The sequence below is a fragment of the Streptomyces kronopolitis genome (assembly GCF_014646275.1).
Taxonomy (GTDB): domain Bacteria; phylum Actinomycetota; class Actinomycetes; order Streptomycetales; family Streptomycetaceae; genus Streptomyces; species Streptomyces kronopolitis.
In genome coordinates, this window is the sequence record NZ_BMND01000013.1 from 67,835 (window position 1) to 86,303 (window position 18,469).

Genomic DNA, 18,469 nt, shown 5'->3' on the forward strand with positions numbered 1-18,469 from the left:
TGCACACCGGGGGCGGCCAGGGCCGCCCCCGGGGCCGATACCGGGGTCAGGAGACGCCCAGCTCCTTGGCGTTGTTCTTGAGGTCCTCAAGACCACCGCACATGAAGAAGGCCTGCTCCGGGTAGTGGTCGAACTCGCCGTCGGCGATCGCGTTGAAGGCCGCGATCGACTCGTCCAGCGGCACGTCTGAGCCGTCCACACCGGTGAACTGCTTGGCCACGTGGGTGTTCTGCGACAGGAACCGCTCGATCCGCCGGGCGCGGTAGACCGTGAGACGGTCCTCCTCGCCGAGCTCGTCCATACCCAGAATCGAGATGATGTCCTGGAGGTCCTTGTACTTCTGCAGGATCGTCTTGACGCGCGAGGCGCAGTCGTAGTGGTCCTGCGAGATGTAGCGGGGGTCCAGGATCCGGGACGTCGAGTCCAGCGGGTCCACCGCCGGGTAGATGCCCTTCTCCGAGATCGGACGCGACAGAACGGTGGTCGCGTCCAGGTGGGCGAAGGTGGTCGCCGGCGCCGGGTCGGTCAGGTCGTCCGCGGGGACGTAGATCGCCTGCATGGAGGTGATCGAGTGACCACGGGTCGAGGTGATGCGCTCCTGGAGGAGGCCCATCTCGTCGGCCAGGTTCGGCTGGTAGCCCACCGCGGAGGGCATCCGGCCGAGCAGGGTCGACACCTCGGAACCCGCCTGGGTGTACCGGAAGATGTTGTCGATGAAGAACAGCACGTCCTGCTTCTGCACATCGCGGAAGTACTCCGCCATGGTCAGACCGGCCAGGGCGACACGCAGACGGGTGCCCGGCGGCTCGTCCATCTGACCGAAGACCAGCGCGGTCTTGTCGATGACGCCGGAGTCCGACATCTCCTCGATGAGGTCGTTGCCCTCACGGGTGCGCTCGCCGACACCGGCGAACACCGACACACCGTCGTGGTTGTTGGCCACGCGGTAGATCATTTCCTGGATCAGAACGGTCTTGCCGACACCGGCACCACCGAACAGACCGATCTTGCCGCCCTTGACGTACGGGGTCAGCAGGTCGATGACCTTGATGCCGGTCTCGAACATCTCGGTCTTGGACTCGAGCTGGTCGAAGCCGGGCGCCTTGCGGTGGATGGGCCAGCGCTCGGTGACCTCGGCAGCCGCCTCCGGCTTGTTGAGGATCTCACCGAGGGTGTTGAACACCTTGCCCTTGGTGATGTCGCCGACGGGCACGGTGATGCCCGCGCCGGTGTTGGTCACCGAGGCCTGGCGGACCAGGCCGTCGGTGGGCTGCATCGAGATGGCACGGACCAGGCCCTCGCCCAGGTGCTGGGCTACCTCGAGGGTCAGGGTCTTCTTCTTGCCGGCGTCGGCCGGGTCGGAGACCTCGACGGTCAGCGCGTTGTAGATCTCCGGCATCGCGTCGACGGGGAACTCCACGTCGACGACCGGGCCGATGACCCGCGCGACGCGGCCCGTTGCCGTGGCCGTTTCAACAGTGGTGGTCATAGTGGTCAGTCACTCCCCGCGGTCGCGTCGGCCAGAGCACTGGCACCACCGACGATCTCGCTGATTTCCTGGGTGATTTCGGCCTGGCGGGCCTCATTGGCAAGCCGCGAGAGCGACTTGATGAGCTCTTCTGCGTTGTCGGTCGCCGACTTCATCGCACGGCGCGTGGCGGCGTGCTTGGAGGCGGCGGCCTGCAGAAGCGCGTTGTAGATCCGCGACTCGACGTACCGCGGCAGCAGGGCGTCCAGGACGTCCTCGGCCGACGGCTCGAAGTCGAAGAGCGGAAGGATCTCGCCCTTGACCGACTCCTCGGACTCCGCCACGGCCTTGTCCAGGCTGAGCGGCAGCAGCCGGTCGTCGAGCGCCGTCTGCGTCATCATCGAGACGAACTCGGTGTAGACGATATGGAGTTCGTCCACGCCGCCCTCGGCGGTGTCCTTCTGGACGGCCTCGATCAGCGGTGCGGCGATCGCCTTCGCGTCCGCGTACACCGGGCTGTCGGTGAAGCCGGTCCACGACTCCACGACCTTGCGCTCGCGGAAGCTGTAGTACGACACGCCCTTGCGGCCGACGATGTAGGCGTCGACCTCCTTGCCCTCGGCCTTGAGGCGCTCGGTGAGCTGCTCCGCGGCCTTGATGACGTTGGCGGAGTAGCCGCCGGCCAGGCCGCGGTCGCTCGTGATGAGCAGCAGCGCGGCCCGGGTCGGGTTCTCCACCTCGGTGGTCAGCGGGTGCTGGGTGTTCGAGCCCGTGGCAACCGCTGTCACCGCGCGGGTCAGTTCACTCGCGTACGGCGTCGATGCCGCCACCTTGCGCTGCGCCTTGACGACGCGCGAGGCGGCGATCATCTCCATCGCCCTGGTGATCTTCTTGGTCGCGGTGACGGAGCGGATGCGACGCTTGTAGACCCGGAGCTTGGCTCCCATGGATCAGGTCCCTTCCGTCGTCACTTGCTGGTGCCGGCCGGGGCGTCCTCGCCGAGCAGCTTGCCGTCCGAGGTCTCGAACTGCCGCTTGAAGCCGTCGACGGCCTCGGCGATCGCGCCGATGGTGTCATCGGACATCTTGCCGCCCTCGCGGATGCTGGTCAGCAGGTCCTTCTTCTCCCGGTGGAGGTGGTCGAGGAGCTCCCGCTCGAAGCGGCGGATGTCCTCGACCGGGACGTCGTCCATCTTGCCGTTGGTGCCGGCCCAGACGGAGACGACCTGGTCCTCGGTGGAGTACGGGGCGTACTGACCCTGCTTGAGCAGCTCGGTCATGCGCTTACCGCGCTCCAGCTGCGCCTTGGAGGCCGCGTCCAGGTCGGAACCGAAGGCGGCGAAGGCCTCCAGCTCGCGGTACTGGGCGAGGTCCACGCGGAGCCGGCCGGAGACCTGCTTCATGGCCTTGTGCTGGGCCGAGCCACCGACACGGGAGACGGAGATACCGACGTTCAGCGCCGGGCGCTGGCCCGCGTTGAAGAGGTCCGACTCCAGGAAGCACTGGCCGTCGGTGATGGAGATGACGTTGGTCGGGATGAAGGCCGACACGTCGTTCGCCTTGGTCTCGACGATCGGCAGACCGGTCATCGAGCCGGCGCCCATCTCGTCGGAGAGCTTGGCGCAGCGCTCCAGCAGACGCGAGTGCAGGTAGAAGACGTCGCCCGGGTAGGCCTCGCGGCCCGGCGGACGGCGCAGGAGCAGGGACACGGCGCGGTAGGCGTCGGCCTGCTTCGAGAGGTCGTCGAAGATGATCAGGACGTGCTTGCCCTGGTACATCCAGTGCTGGCCGATGGCCGAGCCGGTGTAGGGCGCGAGGTACTTGAAGCCCGCCGGGTCGGACGCCGGGGCGGCGACGATGGTGGTGTACTCCAGGGCGCCGGCCTCCTCCAGCGCACCGCGCACGGACGCGATGGTGGAGCCCTTCTGGCCGATGGCGACGTAGATGCAGCGGACCTGCTTCTTCGGGTCGCCCGAGCGCCAGTTGTCGCGCTGGTTGATGATCGTGTCGACGGCCAGGGCGGTCTTGCCGGTCTGGCGGTCGCCGATGATCAGCTGACGCTGGCCGCGGCCGATCGGCACCATGGAGTCGACGGCCTTGTAGCCGGTCTCCATGGGCTCGTGGACCGACTTGCGGACCATGACGCCCGGGGCCTGCAGCTCCAGGGCGCGGCGGCCCTCGGACTCGATCTCGCCGAGGCCGTCGATCGGGTTGCCCAGCGGGTCGACGACGCGGCCGAGGTAGCCCTCGCCCACGGCGACCGACAGCACCTCGCCGGTGCGCTGCACCGGCTGGCCCTGCTCGATGCCGCTGAACTCACCGAGGATGACCGCACCGATCTCGCGCTCTTCCAGGTTCAGCGCAAGACCGAGGGTGCCGTCCTCGAACTTCAGCAGTTCGTTCGCCATCGCCGAGGGAAGGCCCTCGACATGCGCGATGCCGTCTCCGGCATCACTGACCGTGCCGACCTCCTCGCGCGAGGCCGCGTCCGGCTTGTACGCCTGGACGAAGTTCTCCAGCGCGTCCCGGATCTCCTCCGGCCGGATCGTGAGCTCCGCCATCTGGGTTCCCTGCTCTCCTTGTTGGGCCCGAAGTTACTTGCGGGTGTCCGGGGGGCTGTCCCCCGGGGGGTTTCCGCTTACGGCCCAACTCGGGCCGCCGTCATGCTTGTGCTGGTCCCCGGGGCCGGTTCCGGACCGCAGCCGGACCTCTCGGTCCGGCCGGCTGGTCCGGCGGCTGGCCGCCGGTTGTGCAGCTCTTGAGTTGGTGGCTGGGTCAGCCGGCCATCCGCCGGGCCGCCTCGTCGAGACGGTCCGCGATGGTCCCGTTGATGACCTCGTCGCCGATCCGCACCTGGACGCCGCCGAGGACCTCGGGGTCCACGTCGAGGTTCAGGTGGATCTGCCGTCCGTACAGCTGCGCCAGGGAAGCGCCCAGGCGCTGCCGCTGCCCTTCGCTGAGGGGCACCGCGGAGGTGACCACCGCGACCATCCGGTCCCGGCGGCTCGCCGCCAGCTTGGAGAGGGCGTCGAGCCCCGCCTCCAGGCTACGACCCCGCGGCTGTGCGACAAGACGGATCACCACACGCTCGGTGACCGGGTTGCCCCGGCCGCCCAGCAGCGTGTGCAGCAGGTCCGTCTTGGCCGCGACCGTCGCGTTCCGGTCGGTGAGCGCACGGCGCAGCTCGGGGTTCGAGCTGACGATGCGGCCGAACCGGAAGAGCTCGTCCTCGACGTCGTCGAGCTGGCCGGCCCGCTGCGCGGCGACGAGGTCGGCGCTGTAGGCCAGCTCCTCGAGCGCGTCCGTCAGGTCGCGCGAGCGCGACCAGCGGGAGCGGACCATGCCGGTCACCAGGTCGGCGGCCGGACCGCCGACCCGGCTGCCGAGCAGCCGTCCGGCCAGTTCGGCGCGGGCCTCACCGGCCTGCGCCGGGTCGGTCAGGACCCGACGCAGCGACACCTCGCGGTCGAGCAGAGCGGTGACGGCAGCAAGCTCCTCGGCGAGCTTCGCCGCGTCGACGGAGGTGTTGTCCGTCAGCGCGTCGAAACGCTCCCGTGCGGAGGCGAGTGCCTCGCGGCTCGCTCCGTTCATCGGCCGGCCTCAGCCTTCGTCGTGTCCGACGCCGCCTTGGCCTCGACCTCGTCGAGGAAGCGGTCGATGGTCCGGCTCTGCCGGGCGGCGTCCTCTAGGGACTCGCCGACGAGCTTGCCGGCCAGTTCGGTGGCGAGCTTGCCCACGTCCTGGCGCAGCGACAGCGCAGCCTGCTTGCGGTCAGCCTCGATCTGGGCGTGACCGGCAGCGATGATGTCCTCACGCTGCCGCTGGCCCTCGGCGCGCATCTCAGCGATGAGCGTCGCGCCCTGCTCCTGCGCCTCCTGGCGCAGACGCGCGGCCTCGTGGCGGGCGTCGGCCAGCTGGGCCCGGTAGTCCGCGAGCACCTGCTGAGCCTCGGCCTGGGTCGCCTCGGCCTCCTCAATGCGGCCTTCGATCTGCTTCCGGCGCTCTTCCAGAACCTTGTTGATGTTCGGGAGGAACTTCTTGGCCAGGAAGCCGAAGACGATGAAGAAAGCGATCAGGCCGATGACCAGCTCTGGAATCGGCGGGACCAGGGGGTTCTCGGGAACCTCCGCCGCCATGTTCGCCAGGGCGTTCACATCAGTGCCTTCCGTCTGAATGGATAGTCGATGCGGTTCGTTTACTGGTAAACGAAGCCCATGACGATGCCGATCAGGGCGAGCGCCTCACAGAAGGCGAAACCCATGATCTGGTTGGTGCGGATCAGGCCGGCCGCCTCGGGCTGACGGGCCAGGGCCTGGGTGCCGTTACCGAAGATGATGCCGACGCCGACGCCGGGGCCGATCGCGGCGAGGCCGTAACCGATCGAGGCGACGTTGCCGACGACGTTGGTCTTGGCGGAGCCGGCGGCGAGGTTGACCATTTCGAGAGCAGCGGACATGCCGTTACTTCCTTCTCATTTCACGTACCGGTGGGGGTTGGCCACCGGACAGCTGTTGGGCTGGGAGACGGGGTGCTCAGTGGTGCTCGGCGAGCGCGCCCTGGACGTAGTTGCAGGCCAGGAGAACGAAGACATACGCCTGGACGGCCTGGATGAAGAGCTCGAAGGCGGTCATCACGATGGTCATCACGAAGGACGCGCCCGCGTAGACGATGCCGACGCCGTTGAGCATGTACCAGCTCGCGATCGTGAACAGCAGGATCAGCAGGTGACCCGCGAACATGTTCGCGAAGAGCCGGACCGCGTGCGTGAACGGGCGGATGATCAGGTGCTGGAGCAGCTCGAGCACCATGATCAGCGGCAGCACCCAGCCGAGCGACTTGTCATAGCCGGAGATGTTCTTCAGGCCGCCGACGAAGCCCTGCTTCTTGAACGTCAGGTACATCCACAGGACGTAGACGATCAGGGCCATGCCCACCGGGAACGCGATGACCGACGTCACCGGGAACGCCATGACCGGGATGATCGACCAGAGGTTCATCATCCACACGAAGAAGAACAGCGAGACCATGAAGGGGACGTACTTGTCACCCTCCCTTTTCCCCAGCGCGTCATAGACGAGCCCGCGGCGCACGAAGTCGTAGCCCGCCTCGCCGATCATCTGCAGCTTGCCGGGCACGACCTTGGCCCGACCGAATGCGGCCCAGAAGAACCCCACCACCACGATCGTGCTGAGGAACGCCAGCAGCATCGGCTTGTTGAACTCGTAGCCACCGATGGTGAAGAGGGGTTCGAATACGAACGAATGAAGGCCCGGGGCCTCGAAGCCACACCCCGGAATGAAGAGGTGGCACTCCGTGTCGAAGGCGAGCATCGTTTCAGCACTCACCGCGGGCTCCTTCAGCGTGGCGCATGGGTACGGCAACCTCGTTGTGTCGGCGCGGCGTTGAGCCACGGAGCGGCACTGGACTGGTCTTACGGATTAGGGGGCGGCTGGCAGGCGCTGGGCCCGGCCACATCACAGGCATCGGCCGCGAGAACTGCCCGTTCCAGCGCGTGGAACCCGGGAGCTCAGCCGCCTGCGCCATCTGCGCCGCAGTTGGCACCGGACGATAGCAGGCCCGCATGTGGGCATTTATCTCGGCCCTACGTGTCACGTCGGCGACCCCGCCGTCTCCGCCTTCTTCGTCCCGGCGGAGTCGGGTTCCACGTACAGAGTCTTCGCCTTCATATGACCGTGGGTCTGGGCCGCGATCCATACGAGGGTGGCGCCGAGCAGGGTGAACGCAAATGCCTTGGTGTCGAAGAGCGTTGTGTCCTTGAAGACGATCAGGAACACCAGCACGAACAGGATCTGCGTCGTGTAGAGCAGCAGACCCATCATCTGGAACAGCTGCGGAAAACTCTTTGCGGTCTTCTGCAGGACCAGCAGGCCGGCCCCCATGACGAGCGCCACCAGCAGGGTGCCGACGACAGCGCCGAGCGCTCCTTTCGCGCCTGCGACCGCGACGCTCACGCCGACGGCGACAGCGCCGAGGGCGAGCGTGGGCACGAGGGCGTGAAGGAGTAGTCGGGCGTCATTCGACTGCATGGCGGCGCTCCGGCAAAAAATGGGGGTGTGTTCGTCAGGGACGAGCGTAGACCCGGCCTTGAGGCGGAACCTGAGGCCCGAGGGCCGTCGCACTAGGGCCCTCCGGCTCTGTCGCCGGGTTTCGTGAACGGTATCACAAACTATTTGATGAGGTCTTTACCTGGTCGTGTGGACCCTGTCACACGTGAGCGTGAACCTGCGCGTTGGTGCACTGACAGCTCGAATTTTGTCTGGTATGGGGTCAACTCTCCCGATTCCTGACGCACGTTCGGGCGACAAGATGGCGGGATCAGTGGTGACTGTTCGCCCGCCGGCGGTCCACGAAGCGTGACCGGTCTCCGATCGCGGTGGCACCGTTGATGCCCGCCGGGACCGGCTCGCGCTCCTCCTCCGCCGCCGCCGCGGCGGCCTCGGCCTCGGCCTCCGCGGCCGCTCCGGCCGGGTCCACCACCGCGCGGGCCAGCCGGCGGTAGCGCGGCGGCACCATGCGCTCCGCCCACTGCGGCGCACGCGGGGTGAAGCGCGGGAGCAGGAGCAGCACCAGGCCCACCGCGCTCAGCAGCACGATGCCCAGCACGATCCACATGCTCGCGTTGTTCGCGGAGTAGGCGACCGCGCCGAAGGCGATCAGCGCCGACCAGAAGTACATGATCAGCACCGCCCGGCTGTGCGAGTGGCCGATCTCCAGCAGCCGGTGGTGCAGGTGGCCGCGGTCGGCGGCGAACGGCGACTGGCCCTTCCACGTACGCCGCACGATCGCCAGGATCAGGTCGGCGACCGGCACCGCGATGACCGTCAGCGGCAGCAGCAGCGGGATGTAGACGGGCACCATCGCGTGGGTCGCCTCGCGCAGACCGCCGGCCTTCAGGTTGAGCAGGTCCGGGTCGACCTGGCCGGTCACCGAGACCGCGCCGGCGGCCATCACCAGGCCGATCAGCATCGAGCCGGAGTCGCCCATGAAGATCCGCGCCGGGTGCATGTTGTGCGGCAGGAAGCCCAGGCACATGCCCATCAGAACGACCGAGAACAGGGTTGCGGGCGCGGCCGCCTCGATGCCGTAGCCGAACCACATCCGGTAGGCGTACATGAAGAACGCCGCGGCCGCGATGCACACCATGCCGGAGGCGAGGCCGTCCAGGCCGTCCACGAAGTTCACCGCGTTGATGGTGATGACGACCAGGGCGACGGTCAGCAGCGTGCCCTGCATCGGCGTCAGCGAGACCGTGCCGACGCCGGGGATCGGGATCCACAGGATCGTCAGGCCCTGGAGGACCATCACGCCCGCGGCGATCATCTGGCCGCCGAGCTTGACCAGCGCGTCCACGCCCCACTTGTCGTCCAGGACGCCGAGGATCCAGATCAGCGCGGCGCCGGAGAGCAGCGCCCGCGGCTCGTTGGAGTTCTCGAAGACGCTCTTGAGGTTGGTCAGGTGCGAGGCCACCAGCAGACCGGCGCACAGCCCGCCGAACATGGCGATCCCGCCGAGCCGCGGGGTCGGCTCACGGTGCACGTCGCGGGCGCGGATCTCCGGCATCGCGCCGGCCGCGATCGCGAACTTCCGCACCGGCCCCGTCAGCAGGTAGGTCACCGCGGCCGTGACGCACAGCGTCAGCAGGTATTCACGCACGGGCTGCCCCATCGGTATAGCTGGCCATCACAGCCCCACACCCTATGCGTGTCCGCCCCCCGGCCGTGAATACAGGGGAAGACGCGGGATGCCGGCGAACGGTTCCGGCCGTCACCCGTGATCGGGATAAGGCGGAAAGCCGCGGACCAAAGCGACAGTCGCGGAGCGGGCCGCGGGGTCCTCCTCCAGCGCCGCCACGATCAGCTTCGCGACCTGCGCCATCTCCGCCTCACCCATCCCCTGGGTGGTCACCGCGGCGGTGCCCAGGCGGATGCCGGTGCGGCCCCGCGCCGGCTCCTCGGCGCAGGGCAGCGCGCAGGTGTCCAGGACGATCCCGGCGGCCGCCAGCCGGCCGCGGGCGGTGCGCGCGTCCAGGCCGAGCGGGGCGGTGTCGGTGGTGATCAGATGGGTGTCGGTGCCGCCCGTGGTGACCGTCAGGCCGTGTCCGGCCAGCGCCTCGGCGAGTGCGCGGGCGTTGGCCGTGACCTGGTGGGCGTACGCGGCGAAGGCGGGCGTGGCGGCCTCCGCGAAGGCGACGGCCTTGGCGGCGACGGCGTTCATCTGCGCGCCGCCCTGGGTGAACGGGAACACCGCGCGGTCGATCCGCTCGGCCAGCTTCGCCCCGCACAGGATCAGCCCGCCGCGCGGCCCGCGCAGCACCTTGTGTGTGGTTGCGCACACCACGTCGGCGTACGGGACGGGGCTGGGGGCCGCTCCCCCGGCGATCAGGCCGAGCGGATGGGCGACGTCGGCGATCAGATAGGCGCCGGTCTCGTCGGCGATGTCCCGGAAGGCGGCGTAGTCGAGGTGCCGGGGGTAGGAGATCGAGCCGCAGACGATGGCCTTGGGGCGGCGGGCGCGCGCCAGCTCGCGGATCGCGTCGTAGTCGAGGAGCCCGGTCTCCGCGTCGACGCCGTAGCCGGCGAAGTCGAACCAGCGGCCGGAGAAGTTCGCGGGCGAGCCGTGGGTGAGGTGTCCGCCGTGCGGGAGGGACATGGCCAGGACGGTGTCACCGGGGCGCAGCAGGGCGGCGTAGGCGGCCAGCACGGCCGAAGACCCGGAGTGGGCCTGGACGTTGGCGTGTTCGGCGCCGAAGAGGGCCTTGGCGCGCTCCACGGCGATCCGCTCGGCGAGGTCGACGATCTCGCAGCCGCCGTGGTGCCGGGCGCCCGGGTAGCCCTCGGCGTACTTGTTGCCCAGCGGGGAGCCGAGGGCGGCGAGGACGGCCGGTGAGGTGAAGTTCTCCGCGGCGATCAGCTGGAGTCCGTCGCTCTGCCGGGCGCTCTCGCCGAGCAGGACGCCGGCGATCTCCGGGTCCTGGCGCAGCAGGGCGGCGAAGTCCGGGGAGCCGGCCGGCCGGGTGACGGCGTCCGCGGCGGCGGCCCGGGCGCGGTCCGCGAGGGTCTCGGAGGGGCCGGCGCCGGCCTGCCCGGTGGTCCGGGAGGGGGCGTCCGGGGTCTCGCTGCGGGGTGACGCGGTGGTGGCAGGCATCGCTTGCTCCGGGCCTCGTACGGGGACGTAGTCCCAATGTAGGCGCGGCAGGGCGATCGGGCGCGGTGTGCGGGCCACAGGGGCCACGGGCGCGTCCCGGGGCGTCAGGCGCGCGCCGGGACTCCCGTGAGGGCGGTGACGACCGGGTCGAGGGCCTGGTTGATCTCGTCGCCGATGGAGCGGAAGAAGGTGATGGGGGCGCCGTAGGGGTCGTAGACCTCGTCGGACTCGGGGTTGGGCGCCAGCAGCCAGCCGCGCAGCGCCGCGGCGGCGCCGACCAGTGCCCGGGCGCGCTCGACCAGCCCGCCGTCCGGCCGGTGCGGGTCGGGCTCGGGCAGGGTGGCGGGGTCTATGGCCCGCACCAGGCGGTTGAACTCCTTCAGGGTGAAGGTGCGCAGCCCCGCGGAGTGGCCCATCGAGATGACCTGGGCGCGGTGGTCGCGGGTGGCGGTGAGCACCAGGTCGGCGCGGATGACGTGCTCGTCGAGCAGCTCACGGCCCAGGAAGCCGTCCGGGTCCGCGCCGTAGTCGGTGAGCACGGTCGCGGCGTGGGTCTCCATGGGGGCGCCTTCGTGGCCCCAGGTGCCGGCGCTCTCCACCAGCAGCCCGCCGCTGCGGGCCGCGCCCAGCCGCAGTTCCAGGGCATGGCGGTGCAGCCGCTCGGTGATCGGTGAGCGGCACACGTTGCCGGTGCTGACGTGGAGAATCCGGAAAACGGATGCGGAGGGGGAAGAGCCGTCGCCTGGTCCCGCTATGCCACGCCCGAGGGGCGACATCAATTGGCCACCTCGAGCTCGGGTACCACCTTGCGCAGCTCTTCCGCGCTGATCGCGCCCGCGCGCAGCAGCACCGGGGTCTTGCCGGTGACGTCGACGATCGAGGACGGCACGGCGGCCGGCGTCGGGCCGCCGTCGAGGTAGACGGAGACCGAGTCGCCCAGCATCTCCTGTGCGGCGTCGCAGTCCTGGGGGGACGGGTGGCCGGTGAGGTTGGCGCTGGAGACGGCCATCGGGCCGAACTCGGTCAGCAGCTCGATCGCGACGGGGTGCAGCGGCATCCGCACCGCGACCGTGCCGCGGGTCTCGCCGAGGTCCCACGTCAGCGACGGCTGGTGCCGGGCGACGAGGGTGAGCGCGCCGGGCCAGAAGGCGTCGACCAGCTCCCAGGCCTGCTCGGAGAAGTCGGTGACCAGGCCGTGCAGGGTGTTGGGGGACCCGACCAGGACCGGGGAGGGCATCCCGCGGCCGCGGCCCTTGGCCTCCAGCAGGTCGCCGACGGCCTCGGCGCTGAAGGCGTCCGCGCCGATGCCGTAGACGGTGTCGGTCGGCAGCACGACCAGCTCACCGCGGCGGACGGCGGAGGCGGCCTCGCGCAGACCGGTAGTGCGGTCGGTCGCGTCGCTGCAGTCGTATCGCCGTGCCATTACGGGACCTCCTCGTGCGAAACGAATACTTCGGTTGCGTCGGCCGCCGGCGCCGGGGCGGGACGCGTCATGGCGTCGCCCGGCGGGCGGTGGCGAAACGGGGCCTGTTGTTGAGGTCCGGGTGGTCGGCCGCGTCGGCCCAGCCCCGCTCCTCGGTGAAGATCCACGGAACCTGTCCGCCCTGGGTGTCGGCGTGCTCGATGACGACCACGCCACCGGGCCGCAGTAGGCGGTGTGCGGTCCGCTCGATGCCACGGATGGTGTCCAGGCCGTCCTGGCCCGAGAACAGCGCGAGCTCGGGGTCGTGGTCGCGGGCCTCGGGTGCGACGTACTCCCACTCGGTCAGCGGGATGTACGGCGGGTTGGAGACGACCAGGTCGACCTGCCCGTCCAGTTCGGGAAGCGCGGTCAGCGCGTCGCCGTGATGGAGAACGACGCGGGACCCCTCGACGTTCTTGCGGGCGTAGTCCAGGGCCTGCTCGGACAGCTCGACGGCGTGCACCCGGGAGCGGGGCACCTCCTGGGCCAGGGCCAGTGCGATGGCGCCCGAGCCGGTGCACAGGTCGACGATCAGCGGCTCGACGACGTCCATGGCCCGCACCGCGTCTATCGCCCAGCCGACCACCGACTCGGTCTCCGGGCGGGGCACGAACACCCCTGGCCCGACGGCGAGTTCGAGGTAGCGGAAGAACGCGCGTCCGGTGATGTGCTGGAGCGGCTCGCGGGCCTCGCGGCGGGCGACGGCCTCCCAGTAGCGGGCGTCGAAGTCGGCGTCCTTGACGTGGTGCAGCTCACCCCGTTTGACGGCGTGCACGAACGCGGCCAGTTCCTCGGCGTCGAAGCGCGGCGAGGGCACACCGGCGTCGGCCAGCCGCTGGGTGGCCTGGGCCACCTCGGCGAGCAGAAGGTTCACGGGGCCTTCCTCCTAGTGCGCTGCGTCTTCGTGGTGCGGTCCGCCGCCGGCCGGGGCCGCGGAGCGCGCCCGGTGGATACCGGCTGGTGCGGTCTTACTGGGCGGCGGCGAGCTTGGCGGCCGAGTCGGCGTCGACACAGGCCTGGATGACCGGGTCGAGCTCGCCGTCGAGCACCTGGTCCAAGTTGTACGCCTTGAAGCCGACCCGGTGGTCCGAGATGCGGTTTTCCGGGAAGTTGTACGTCCGGATGCGCTCGGAGCGGTCGACGGTGCGGACCTGGCTGCGCCGGGCGTCGGACGCCTCGCGCTCGGCCTCCTCCTGGGCGGCGGCCAGCAGCCGCGACCGCAGGATGCGCATCGCCTGCTCCTTGTTCTGGAGCTGGCTCTTCTCGTTCTGGCAGGAGACCACGATGCCGGTGGGCAGGTGCGTGATGCGGACCGCGGAGTCGGTGGTGTTGACGGACTGGCCGCCGGGCCCGGAGGAGCGGTAGACGTCGATCCGCAGGTCGTTGGCGAGGATCTCGACCTCGACCTCCTCGGCCTCCGGCGTGACCAGCACACCGGCCGCGGAGGTGTGGATGCGGCCCTGCGACTCGGTGGCGGGCACCCGCTGGACGCGGTGCACCCCGCCCTCGTACTTCAGCCGCGCCCAGACGCCCTGCCCCGGCTCGGTGGCGCCGTTGCCGCCCTTGGTCTTCACCGCGACCTGGACGTCCTTGTAGCCGCCGAGGTCGGACTCGTTGGCGTCCAGGATCTCGGTCTTCCAGCCGACCCGCTCGGCGTAGCGCAGATACATCCGCAGCAGGTCGCCGGCGAACAGCGCGGACTCCTCGCCGCCCTCGCCGGCCTTGACCTCGAGGATGACGTCCTTGTCGTCGCTGGGGTCGCGCGGGACGAGCAGCAGCCGCAGCTTCTCGGTCAGCTGCTCGCGCAGGGCGTCGATCTCCTTGACCTCGTCGGCGAAGTCCGGGTCGCCCTGGGCGAGTTCGCGCGCGGTCTCGATGTCGTCGCCGGTCTGCTTCCAGCCGCGGTAGGTCGTGATGATCGGGGTCAGCTCGGCGTAGCGCTTGTTGAGCCGCATGGCCTCGCGCTGGTCGGCGTGGACCGCGGGGTCGGCCAGCCGCTTCTCGAGATCGGCGTGCTCGCCGATCAGTTCTTCGACCGCCTCGAACATCGTGGGTTCCTCTGCTGGCTGTGACTACCGGGGGCCTGGTACGACGCAAACAAAGACGCCGGTCCGGTCACCCCTGAGCAGGGGCGACCGGAGACCGGCGCCTTGAGGGTCGCTACTTCTTGGCAGCGGCGCCCTTGCCGAAGCGGGCCTCGAAGCGGGCCACGCGGCCGCCCGTGTCCATGATCTTCTGCTTGCCCGTGTAGAACGGGTGGCACTCGGAGCAGACGTCGGCGCGGATGGTGCCGCCGGCGACGGTGCTACGGGTGGTGAAGGACGCGCCACAGGTGCAGCTGACCTGGGTCTCGACGTAATCCGGGTGGATGTCGCGCTTCAAGGGATTCTCCTAGGTTCGGGAGTGCACCGGGTCGTGTCGCGGGTTGCGTCACGTGAACCGGGGCCGACGGTCCAGTCTGCCAGGACTAGCCGTATCTCCCAAAACCGGGGTGGAGCCTCGACTATTCCCGGGCCGCCTGCGCGGGCCGGCGGGCCCCCGGAGCGACGGCGTCCGGCTACTTCACGTACCGGTCCGTGCCGCCCTGGTCACCGGCCGAGCCCTTGGTGGCGGACTTCGGGATCTCCCGGTCCTGCCGGAGCGCGTCCCACACCAGGCGGCTCTGCTTCTCCAGCGGCACCACCCGGTCGGGGTTGGTCTTGTCGTACGTGACCGGCAGCGTCACCATGTTGATGTTGTCCGACCCGATGTTGCCCAGGCTCTTGGCCAGTCCGGTCAGCTCGCTGACCGAGTTGAGGTCGGTGTCGGTGGTGATGGCCTTGGTGGCCGTGTCGGCGATGTCGTAGAGCTTGGTGGGGTTGGTGAGCACCCCGACGTTCTTGACCTGGTTCATCAGGGCCTTCAGGAACGTCTGCTGGAGCTGGATGCGGCCCAGGTCGCTGCCGTCGCCGCCGGGGACGCCGTGCCGGGTGCGGACCAGGCCGAGCGACTGCTCGCCGTTCAGGGTGTGCGTGCCGGCCGGCAGGTGCAGATGGCTGTTGTTGTCGTTGATCGACTTCTTGGTGGTGACCTCCACCCCGCCCAGCGCGTCGATCAGCTTCTTGAAGCCGGTGAAGTCGACCTCGATGAAGTGGTCCATCCGGACCCCGCTGATCGACTCGACGGTCTTCACGGCGCAGGCCGGGCCGCCGACCTCGAAGGCGGTGTTGAACATCGCCCGGTCCTGCCCGGGGACGTCCTTGCCGTTGCTGCTGCAGTCCGGGCGCTTGACCAGGGTGTCGCGCGGGATGCTCACCACGCTGGCCTTCTTGCGGCCCTTGTAGACGTGCACGATCATCGCCGTGTCGGAGCGCGCGCCGCCCTCGTCCTTGCCGTACTCCCCGTTCTTGCCGGCCCGGGAGTCGGAGCCCATGACGAGGATGTCCATCGAGCCGTTGTCGACGTTCTTCGGCCGGTCGTGGCCGAGGGCGGAGTTGATGTCGACGCCCTTGAGGTTGCCGTTGAGCTTGAAGTAGACGTAGCCGAGCCCGGCGCCACCCAGCAGCACGGCGCTGACCGCCACGCACAGGGTGATGGTCAGTATCCGGCGGCGTCGGGTGGGCCCTTTGCGCCGACGGCCCGTGGCCCGTATGCCGCGGGCACGGCTTTCGGCCGTCTTCGCGGTCCCGTTGCTGTCCGCCATCTGCTCCTCAGTCCTCGTTCGCTCGGCTGCGCCCCGCCGCCATCGGACAGCGCGTTGTCATGCCCGGTGCGCCCTGTCAGACGGGAGGTCGACGGGAAGGGTTGCACAGCGAGTCATGAGCGCTTTCTTAGAAAGTCGCGGCGACAAGATCCGCCTACCCGGGACTTTCGTCCTCCCCACCTGGGCTTTCGTCCCGTTTTCCGCCGTGGCCGAAACCGCCCGGAGAGCAGTGGATCTGTGCGGAACGTCTCAAACCCGGCGTCCGCGGGCCCGGCCGGACAGGGGCGCAGGTCACAGTGCGCCCCTGCCGCCCGGGAAGGCGGCGGGCAGTGAGGCGGCGGGCAGCACGAAGCCCCCCTCGCCGCGGCGGCGAGGGGGGCTCGGTGGACGGCGCGGACGCGCCCGCGGGCGTCAGTCGTTGCCGTTGCCCGTGGTCGGCGTCGTCTTCTGGATCTGGAGCAGGAACTCCGCGTTGGACTTCGTCTGCTTCATCTTGTCCAGCAGCAGCTCGATGGCCTGCTGCTGGTCCAGGGCGTGCAGCACCCGGCGCAGCTTCCACACGACGGCCAGCTCGTCGCTGCCCATCAGGATCTCCTCCTTGCGGGTGCTGGACGCGTCCACGTCCACCGCCGGGAAGATGCGCTTGTCCGAGAGCTTGCGGTCGAGCTTGAGCTCCAGGTTGCCGGTGCCCTTGAACTCCTCGAAGATCACCTCGTCCATCCGCGAGCCGGTCTCGACCAGCGCGGTGGCCAGGATGGTCAGCGAGCCGCCGTCCTCGATGTTGCGCGCCGCACCGAAGAAGCGCTTCGGCGGGTAGAGGGCGGTCGAGTCGACACCACCGGACAGGATGCGGCCGGAGGCCGGGGCGGCGAGGTTGTACGCACGTCCCAGACGGGTGATCGAGTCCAGCAGGACGACCACGTCGTGGCCCAGCTCGACGAGGCGCTTGGCGCGCTCGATGGCCAGCTCGGCGACGGTGGTGTGGTCCTCGGCCGGGCGGTCGAAGGTCGAGGAGATGACCTCGCCCTTCACCGACCGCTGCATGTCGGTGACCTCTTCGGGACGCTCGTCGACGAGGACGACCATCAGGTGGCACTCGGGGTTGTTGCGGGTGATCGAGTTGGCGATCGCCTGCATGATCATGGTCTTGCCGGTCTTCGGCGGGGCCACGATCAGACCGCGCTGGCCCTTGCCGATCGGGGTGACCAGATCGATGATCCGGGTCGTCAGCCCGCCCGACTCACCCTCCAGGCGCAGTCGCTCCTGCGGGTAAAGGGGCGTCAGCTTCCCGAACTCCGGCCGCCCGCGGCCCTGTTCGGGCGCCACGCTGTTGACCGTGTCGAGGCGGACCAGCGCGTTGAACTTCTCGCGCCGCTCGCCGTCCTTGGGCTGGCGGACCGCGCCGGTGACGTGGTCGCCCTTGCGCAGGCCGTTCTTGCGGACCTGGGCGAGCGAGACGTACACGTCGTTCGGGCCCGGGAGGTAGCCGGAGGTCCGGATGAACGCGTAGTTGTCGAGGATGTCGAGGATGCCCGCGACGGGGATCAGCACGTCGTCCTCGGAGACCTGCGGCTCGTTGCCGAAGTCCTCGCGGCCCCCGCGACGGCCGCGGCGGTCGCGGTAGCGGCCGCGACGGCCCCGGCGGCCGCCCTCGAAGTCGTCGTCGTCGTTGTCATTGCGGCGGTCGCGCTGGCGCTGGCCGCCCTGACCACCCTGGCCGCCGCCGTCGCCGGCGTCGCCCTTGCGGCGGTCGCCGCGGTCGCGCTGGCGCTGGCCGCGGTCCCCGCGGTCGCCCTTCTGGCCGCGGTCCTGGCGGTCCCCGCGCTCCTGGCGCTCGCCCTTGCCCGGACGGCCCTCGCCGGTCTCCTGCGGGGAGACGGCGGTGTCGGTCCTGGCCTCGGTGCGGGTGTCGGTCTTCACCTCGACCTTGGTGTCGGTCTTGAGGTCGCCGGAGACGGCCTCGGGGCTGCCCGCGGCGGCGGTGGCGCGGCGCCGGCGGCGCTCGCCGGCCGGCTGCTCGTCGCTGACCGGCTGGCCGGGGATGTCGATCTGCTGCTGGGCCCCGGCCTTCTCGGCGGCCTTGGCGCCCTTGTCGGACGCGGCCGCCTTGCCGGCGGCCTGCTCCGCGCCGTCGTCGCCGGTGCGGGCCTTGGAGGTCGCACGGCGCTTGGGCTTGGTCTCGGTGTCGGCGGACGCGTCGGCCTTGGCGCCGGAGCCTCCGGCCTGCTTCTCCTTGATGACCTCGATCAGCTGGCTCTTGCGCATCCGCGCGGTGCCCTTGATGCCGAGGCCGGAGGCGACCTGCTGCAGCTCTGCCAGGACCATGCCGTCAAGGCCGGTGCCGGAACGGCGGCGCCGCGTGGTTGCAGGCGCAGCGGGAGCGTCCGTGGCGGGCGCGGTGGCACTGCCATCGGTACGCGCGCCCATCAGATCGGTGGTGTCGCTCACGAAGGGTCCTTCCCTGGAGCGGGCGTCGGCCTGTCTGGCTCGGCGACCGGTTGTGCTGTCCGGCTGGGTCCTTGGTCTGCTGGACCGGGCCGGGGCGGTGGTCCCGCCGGAAATGGCGGAGAGATCAGTTCATGGCGCCGGCGTGAGGAGATGCAGAGTGGCCATTCACCACGCCGATTCCGGAGCGTGCTCACTCCCGCTCAGGCAATTGCCGGTTTCGACAATTGCGCCAAGCAATTTGGGAG

At 69.8% G+C, this 18,469-nt stretch carries 17 protein-coding genes; all 17 read right to left on the minus strand.

Translation table 11 applies throughout. The annotated features are described in order from the left end of the window. Nucleotides 1–46 precede the first annotated feature (46 nt). Nucleotides 47–1,489 carry a F0F1 ATP synthase subunit beta gene (atpD, locus tag IEY78_RS16425; protein WP_189098942.1) on the minus strand — a complete coding sequence of 481 codons (1,443 nt, stop codon included), beginning with the start codon at nt 1,487–1,489 and terminating at the stop codon, nt 47–49. A gap of 5 nt (nt 1,490–1,494) precedes the next feature. Continuing rightward, a complete protein-coding gene (locus IEY78_RS16430) occupies nt 1,495–2,415 on the minus strand; it encodes a F0F1 ATP synthase subunit gamma (RefSeq protein WP_189098944.1) in 921 nt (306 codons plus the stop codon). Between the two features lie 20 nt (nt 2,416–2,435). Continuing rightward, a complete protein-coding gene (gene atpA / locus IEY78_RS16435) occupies nt 2,436–4,028 on the minus strand; it encodes a F0F1 ATP synthase subunit alpha (protein WP_189098946.1) in 1,593 nt (530 codons plus the stop codon). 214 nt (nt 4,029–4,242) lie between these two features. Continuing rightward, the gene (locus tag IEY78_RS16440; RefSeq protein WP_189098947.1) at nt 4,243–5,058 is read right to left on the minus strand and encodes a F0F1 ATP synthase subunit delta; all 816 of its coding nucleotides are present in this window, start codon (nt 5,056–5,058) and stop codon (nt 4,243–4,245) included. After that, nucleotides 5,055–5,621, minus strand: coding sequence for a F0F1 ATP synthase subunit B (locus IEY78_RS16445; RefSeq protein WP_189098949.1), 567 nt, complete (start codon nt 5,619–5,621; stop codon nt 5,055–5,057). Before IEY78_RS16445 ends, IEY78_RS16440 begins: the two co-directional genes overlap by 4 nt. A gap of 41 nt (nt 5,622–5,662) precedes the next feature. Next, on the minus strand, nt 5,663–5,923 hold the full coding sequence (atpE, locus tag IEY78_RS16450) for an ATP synthase F0 subunit C (protein ID WP_085922929.1): 261 nt from the start codon (nt 5,921–5,923) through the stop codon (nt 5,663–5,665). A gap of 76 nt (nt 5,924–5,999) precedes the next feature. Next, nucleotides 6,000–6,797 (minus strand): F0F1 ATP synthase subunit A, encoded by a 798-nt coding sequence (gene atpB / locus IEY78_RS16455; RefSeq protein WP_189099090.1) that lies wholly within the window; start codon nt 6,795–6,797, stop codon nt 6,000–6,002. Between the two features lie 279 nt (nt 6,798–7,076). Further along, nucleotides 7,077–7,514, minus strand: a complete 438-nt coding sequence (locus tag IEY78_RS16460) for a Cg1360 family ATP-synthase-associated protein (protein WP_189098951.1) — start codon at nt 7,512–7,514, stop codon at nt 7,077–7,079. A 289-nt stretch (nt 7,515–7,803) separates the two neighbouring features. Beyond that, complete coding sequence (locus IEY78_RS16465) at nt 7,804–9,153, minus strand: MraY family glycosyltransferase (protein WP_189098953.1); 1,350 nt, start codon at nt 9,151–9,153, stop codon at nt 7,804–7,806. 99 nt (nt 9,154–9,252) lie between these two features. Beyond that, complete coding sequence (gene glyA, locus IEY78_RS16470) at nt 9,253–10,632, minus strand: serine hydroxymethyltransferase (protein ID WP_189098955.1); 1,380 nt, start codon at nt 10,630–10,632, stop codon at nt 9,253–9,255. A gap of 104 nt (nt 10,633–10,736) precedes the next feature. Beyond that, on the minus strand, nt 10,737–11,408 hold the full coding sequence (locus IEY78_RS16475) for an arsenate reductase/protein-tyrosine-phosphatase family protein (RefSeq protein ID WP_189098957.1): 672 nt from the start codon (nt 11,406–11,408) through the stop codon (nt 10,737–10,739). Beyond that, the gene (locus IEY78_RS16480; protein ID WP_189098959.1) at nt 11,408–12,055 is read right to left on the minus strand and encodes an L-threonylcarbamoyladenylate synthase; all 648 of its coding nucleotides are present in this window, start codon (nt 12,053–12,055) and stop codon (nt 11,408–11,410) included. The genes IEY78_RS16475 and IEY78_RS16480 overlap by 1 nt, the downstream gene beginning before the upstream one ends. 67 nt (nt 12,056–12,122) lie before the next feature. Then, nucleotides 12,123–12,968, minus strand: coding sequence for a peptide chain release factor N(5)-glutamine methyltransferase (gene prmC / locus IEY78_RS16485; RefSeq protein WP_189098961.1), 846 nt, complete (start codon nt 12,966–12,968; stop codon nt 12,123–12,125). A gap of 94 nt (nt 12,969–13,062) precedes the next feature. Then, complete coding sequence (gene prfA / locus IEY78_RS16490; RefSeq protein WP_189098963.1) at nt 13,063–14,142, minus strand: peptide chain release factor 1; 1,080 nt, start codon at nt 14,140–14,142, stop codon at nt 13,063–13,065. 112 nt (nt 14,143–14,254) lie between these two features. After that, entirely contained in the window at nt 14,255–14,476 is a 222-nt protein-coding gene (rpmE, locus tag IEY78_RS16495; RefSeq protein WP_189098965.1) for a 50S ribosomal protein L31, read from the minus strand. Nucleotides 14,477–14,651: 175 nt separating this feature from the next. Beyond that, nucleotides 14,652–15,776, minus strand: a complete 1,125-nt coding sequence (locus IEY78_RS16500; protein ID WP_189098967.1) for an LCP family protein — start codon at nt 15,774–15,776, stop codon at nt 14,652–14,654. A gap of 411 nt (nt 15,777–16,187) precedes the next feature. Continuing rightward, nucleotides 16,188–18,224: a transcription termination factor Rho gene (gene rho / locus IEY78_RS16505; RefSeq protein WP_189098969.1), complete on the minus strand. Its 2,037-nt coding sequence runs from the start codon at nt 18,222–18,224 to the stop codon at nt 16,188–16,190. Nucleotides 18,225–18,469 lie beyond the last annotated feature (245 nt).

What these genes read in the sequence shown, in the direction of transcription:
- atpD (WP_189098942.1), bottom strand. Translation starts at nt 1,489, where the DNA reads ATGACCACCACTGTTGAAACGGCCACGGCAACGGGCCGCGTCGCGCGG.
- IEY78_RS16430 (WP_189098944.1), bottom strand. Translation starts at nt 2,415, where the DNA reads ATGGGAGCCAAGCTCCGGGTCTACAAGCGTCGCATCCGCTCCGTCACC.
- atpA (WP_189098946.1), bottom strand. Translation starts at nt 4,028, where the DNA reads ATGGCGGAGCTCACGATCCGGCCGGAGGAGATCCGGGACGCGCTGGAG.
- IEY78_RS16440 (WP_189098947.1), bottom strand. Translation starts at nt 5,058, where the DNA reads ATGAACGGAGCGAGCCGCGAGGCACTCGCCTCCGCACGGGAGCGTTTC.
- atpE (WP_085922929.1), bottom strand. Translation starts at nt 5,923, where the DNA reads ATGTCCGCTGCTCTCGAAATGGTCAACCTCGCCGCCGGCTCCGCCAAG.
- atpB (WP_189099090.1), bottom strand. Translation starts at nt 6,797, where the DNA reads ATGCTCGCCTTCGACACGGAGTGCCACCTCTTCATTCCGGGGTGTGGC.
- IEY78_RS16460 (WP_189098951.1), bottom strand. Translation starts at nt 7,514, where the DNA reads ATGCAGTCGAATGACGCCCGACTACTCCTTCACGCCCTCGTGCCCACG.
- IEY78_RS16465 (WP_189098953.1), bottom strand. Translation starts at nt 9,153, where the DNA reads ATGGGGCAGCCCGTGCGTGAATACCTGCTGACGCTGTGCGTCACGGCC.
- glyA (WP_189098955.1), bottom strand. Translation starts at nt 10,632, where the DNA reads ATGCCTGCCACCACCGCGTCACCCCGCAGCGAGACCCCGGACGCCCCC.
- IEY78_RS16475 (WP_189098957.1), bottom strand. Translation starts at nt 11,408, where the DNA reads ATGTCGCCCCTCGGGCGTGGCATAGCGGGACCAGGCGACGGCTCTTCC.
- IEY78_RS16480 (WP_189098959.1), bottom strand. Translation starts at nt 12,055, where the DNA reads ATGGCACGGCGATACGACTGCAGCGACGCGACCGACCGCACTACCGGT.
- prfA (WP_189098963.1), bottom strand. Translation starts at nt 14,142, where the DNA reads ATGTTCGAGGCGGTCGAAGAACTGATCGGCGAGCACGCCGATCTCGAG.
- IEY78_RS16500 (WP_189098967.1), bottom strand. Translation starts at nt 15,776, where the DNA reads ATGGCGGACAGCAACGGGACCGCGAAGACGGCCGAAAGCCGTGCCCGC.